The following is a 4,206-nucleotide window of genomic DNA, read 5'->3' as shown; positions in this document are numbered from 1 at the left end:
CAAGGGAACTCGGCACCAGCGACATGCCGGTGCGCAGCGCTTGCAGCCGCATGAAGGCGCTGCGCACCGGCATGTCGCTGGTGCCGAGTTCCCTTGCGAGTTTTCGCGATGTCAGCTTCTGGCCCGGCGTGAACTGGCCGGACATCAGTGCCCGCACAAGCTCAAGATAGACTTTTTCATGCAAGGGAACGGTGTCGACGGCGGTCAACCCGAATTGTGTTTTGTCGGCCATCGGCGGGGCGCTGCTTCATCGGTTCAGAAATCTGTGCGGCCGGCTGGTTTCGCCGCTGGGGATTCTGCGTGGCCGAGCCCGGCGAGAACGCCGAAGTCAGCGACTTATCAAGCACATGATAGACGCTTCGATCGTTGCGCGGCAAGCGACGCGTCGCGCCAAGGCTCACGGCTTGATTGTCAGGCACACGGCGTCTCTGCCACGCTGTGCAAAACGGTCATCACAAATCTTGACCTCGCATGCACTTGCACCTCTGGCCGCTGTCTGGCTTTTTGGGCTACCCATCGCAACGGAGTGATTCGCATCATGCCACTCGATTGCAAGGTTTCAAGGCAGTCTGCGGGTGGGTCGTGAAGCGCGCGCAATTGGCGAAGGAGACACAGGCATGGCCGAGTTCAAGAAGCCCGAAATCTCCGAGATGAGACCCAAGATCACCGTGATCGGCGTTGGCGGCGGCGGTGGCAATGCCGTCAACAACATGATCGCGGAGCAGCTTCAGGGCACTGAATTCATCGCCGCCAACACCGACGCCCAGGCGCTGACCATGTCGAAGGCGACGCGGCTGATCCAGCTTGGCGCCCACGTCACCGAAGGATTGGGCGCCGGATCGCTTCCCGAGATCGGCCGCGCCGCGGCCGAGGAATCGCTCGACGAGATCATGGACCATCTGGCCGGCACGCATATGTGTTTCGTCACCGCCGGCATGGGCGGCGGCACGGGAACCGGTGCGGCTCCAATCATCGCCCAGGCGGCGCGCAAGGCCGGCATCCTGACGGTGGGCGTCGTCACCAAGCCTTTCGCCTTCGAGGGCAGGCGCCGAATGCAGATGGCCGAAGAGGGCATCGAGCGGCTGCGCGAGAGCGCCGACACGGTGATCGTCATCCCGAACCAGAACCTGTTTCGGATCGCCGATGCCAAGACCACCTTCGCCGATGCGTTCGTCATTGCCGACCGGGTGCTCTATGCCGGCGTCAGCTGCATCACCGATCTCATCGTCAAGGAAGGCTTGATCAATCTCGACTTCGCCGATGTCAAATCGGTGATGCGCGATATGGGCCGCGCCATGATGGGCACCGGTGAGGCCTCCGGCGAGGGTCGGGCAATGAAGGCGGCCGAAGCCGCGATCGCCAACCCGCTGCTCGACGAAGTGTCGATGAAAGGCGCCAAGGGCGTTCTGGTCTCGATATCGGGCGGCAGGGACATGACCCTGTTCGAGGTCGACGAGGCCGCCACCCGCATTCGCGAAGAGGTCTACGAGGATGCCGACATCATCGTTGGCGCCATCTTCGACAAGGGCATGGAAGGCCGCTTCAGGGTCTCGGTGGTGGCGACGGGTCTCGACCGTGCGTTTGGGGTGGAGGATGCCGAAGCCGGCATCGCCCGCGACCACGCCGGTCAGCCGGCACGCACGCTTCAATAGGTCGTATCGCGCGTTTGTTCTCGCCAGGAGATAATTTCTCGGGGAGACATCGCTGAATAGCAATTGCATTGCCGACGGATCAGATTGACTGGCGCAACTATTGTGTTCAGCTGTATCGATCTCGGTGCCGCTGCTGCTACAAGAATCCGTCATAGACGGCCATCTATACTGGCTACCCGTATCGTTCGAGCGACGAGAGGCGCGGCTTGGAATTCGACTTGAAAACCATCGAAGCGCTTGCGCCCGATCAGGCGTCGTTGAGCGCCGCGTCCAGGTTGACCAGGCAATCGAACTGGCCACGGCTCGAAAAGAGCGATCAACTGGGGCTCCTCTGGGGGGAATGCCAGGGTTCCGGCTCCAATCCCTACCGTGTGGTCGTCGACACCGGCGACCATGGCTACAAATGCACCTGTCCGTCGCGGAAATTTCCCTGCAAGCACACTTTGGCGCTGATGTGGATTGCAGCCACCACGCCGGCCAGTTTTACCGCCGCAGGCTCGACCCCGGAATGGGTGAATGATTGGCTCGGCCGCCGCAGGAAGGTCTCGCCGCAGCCGGCGGCGCAAGCGCCCGGTGCGGGAGGCAAGAGCATTGGCGAGGCCTCGCGCGACGACGAAAGCGCTGATGTCGAGGACGCCGCTGCGGTCGAGCGCCGCGAGGCAGCGCAGCGCAAGCGGACGCTGGATACGCAATCCGCGGTGTCGGCGGCGTTGGATGAGCTGGATCAATGGATCGCTGACCAGTTGCGGCTTGGCCTGGCCGGTTTTGTCGACAACAGCAGTGATCGTTGCCGCCGGATTGCGGCACGGCTGGTCGACATGAAGGCGACAGCGCTTGCCGGCCGCATCGACGAGATTCCGTCACGGCTGATGGGGCTGCGCAGCGAGGAGCGCCCGGACGCGGCGATCCGCGAACTCGGCAAGCTCGTGCTGGTGGCCAAGGCCTGGCGATCGACACCAGGCGACGCCGAACTGAGGCGGCTCGTATCGACGTCCGAAAGCCGTGAGCAGGTTCTGGCCAATCCCGATGCCAAACAGGTCGAAAGCGTCTGGGAGGTGCTTGGCGAGAAGATCGAGTCGCGCCGTGACGGTCTCGTCAGCCATTCGACCTGGCTCCTCGACCTGAAGAGCGCGAGCCCGCAATTTGCTCTCTTGCTCGACTATTTTCCGGCCTCGGCCGGTCGCCGGTCGAACGCCTTCACACCGGGCGACCGGTTCGATGCCAGGCTGGTCTTTTACCCGGCACGCCAGCCGCTGCGGGCCTTGGTGGCGGACCGCAAGGGCGACGTCTCGACAGGTGAGTGGCCCGATTTCGGCTTTCGCACAGCCGATCCGCTCGCGGCGCATGCTGCTCACCAGAACACAGCCCCTTGGCTCACCGATTGTCCTGTCATGCTGCCGCCCGGCGCGATCCTGCTGGACGATCGGGGCGCTGCCTGGTGGCAAGCCGCCGACGATCCGCATGGTATCGCCTTGCCGATTGCCGACACCGTCAATCCAACGCTGCTTGGGCTGGACCTTATGGCAACGGCAGCACTTTGGAATGGCAGCCGGCTTGACCTGCTGGCAGCGCAAAGCGGTTTCGGGAGGCTTGACTTGTCGTGAACGAGATCGAGCAGACCGGCCTGGCGGCCATGCGCGACTGCTGGATCACCGGCGGGACCACCTTCGACCTGGCTCCGGGCGCGTGGAAGGAGATCGCCGGCGGTGCCAGCCCCGACGAGCGCGAACGCCGGCTGCTGGCGATCGCCGCACAAGCTCTCGACATTGCCTTGCGGCCAGCCGCGCCGAAGACGCTGAAACGCCGCCCGCAATTGCCCGAACTCGCCTTGCCGATGCTGCCGGAACGGCTGCGGCCGCTCTTGCGAGCCGCGCTCAAGCATGCCGCCGACACAAGAAGCAAGTCGCGTGTGGTCACGCTCGTCGCCAGCCGCGGCTTCGTGCTGCATCCGATGGACTGGATGCCAGCCGCGTCGGATCAGAGCAGTCCGGACGTTTATGCACCCTGGGTCGACTGGCAGGCAGGCGCGGACGGCGAAAAACCTGCAAGCCAGGAGCATCTGACGGTGGAAAACTGGGATGACTTCTATCCCGCCGCACGCCGCACCGCGCTCGCCGATATGCGCCGCACCGCACCGGCTTCGGCTCGGCAACTGATCGAAACCAAGGCCTCCGGAGAGCCGGCGGAGATCAGGATTGCACTCGTCGACCTGTTGCGCTTCGGCCTGGGCGCCGATGACGTGCCATTCCTGAAGAGCCTCTCCGCCGATCGTTCCGGGAAGCTGCGCGAACTCGCTGGCCGGTTGCTGGCAAGATTGGGAGAGCACGGCTCGCCAGGCGATGGCGGGCCGGAAGCTCCGACGGCCGAACTCGCTGCCTTCATCGCTGAAGGCAAATCCGGCTTCATCCGCCGCCGCACCACCTACACGCCGGCAAAACTCAAATCGCCGGCGCAGGAAAGACGTCGCGCCGAACTGTTCGAGACCTGTAACCTGGTCGACCTCGCCACGCGCTTCGGCACCACCGAATCCGAGTTTATCGGGGCGTGGCAATTC

4 protein-coding genes are annotated in these 4,206 nt (G+C 64.0%); 3 read left to right on the top strand and 1 reads right to left on the bottom strand.

The window, feature by feature from the left end; all coding sequences use genetic code 11:
- Positions 1 to 232 (bottom strand): GntR family transcriptional regulator (locus EN750_RS21130; RefSeq protein ID WP_145967810.1); only part of this gene is annotated, 232 nt, incomplete at its 3' end.
- A 385-nt stretch (positions 233 to 617) separates the two neighbouring features.
- Here EN750_RS21130 and ftsZ point away from each other — a divergent pair.
- From ftsZ to EN750_RS21115, 3 genes are all read left to right on the top strand, one after another.
- Positions 618 to 1,652 (top strand): cell division protein FtsZ, encoded by a 1,035-nt coding sequence (gene ftsZ, locus EN750_RS21125; RefSeq protein WP_127270104.1) that lies wholly within the window; start codon positions 618 to 620, stop codon positions 1,650 to 1,652.
- Positions 1,653 to 1,870: 218 nt separating this feature from the next.
- The gene (locus tag EN750_RS21120; protein WP_245482764.1) at positions 1,871 to 3,256 is read left to right on the top strand and encodes an SWIM zinc finger family protein; all 1,386 of its coding nucleotides are present in this window, start codon (positions 1,871 to 1,873) and stop codon (positions 3,254 to 3,256) included.
- The coding region (locus tag EN750_RS21115) for a DUF5691 domain-containing protein (protein WP_127397538.1) at positions 3,253 to 4,206 on the top strand (954 nt) is incomplete at its 3' end. The genes EN750_RS21120 and EN750_RS21115, both read left to right, overlap by 4 nt.

Origin of the sequence: Mesorhizobium sp. M7A.F.Ca.ET.027.03.2.1, from assembly GCF_003999175.1 — a bacterium.
GTDB lineage: Bacteria > Pseudomonadota > Alphaproteobacteria > Rhizobiales > Rhizobiaceae > Mesorhizobium.
This window is presented reverse-complemented; position numbering and strand designations above follow the sequence as displayed.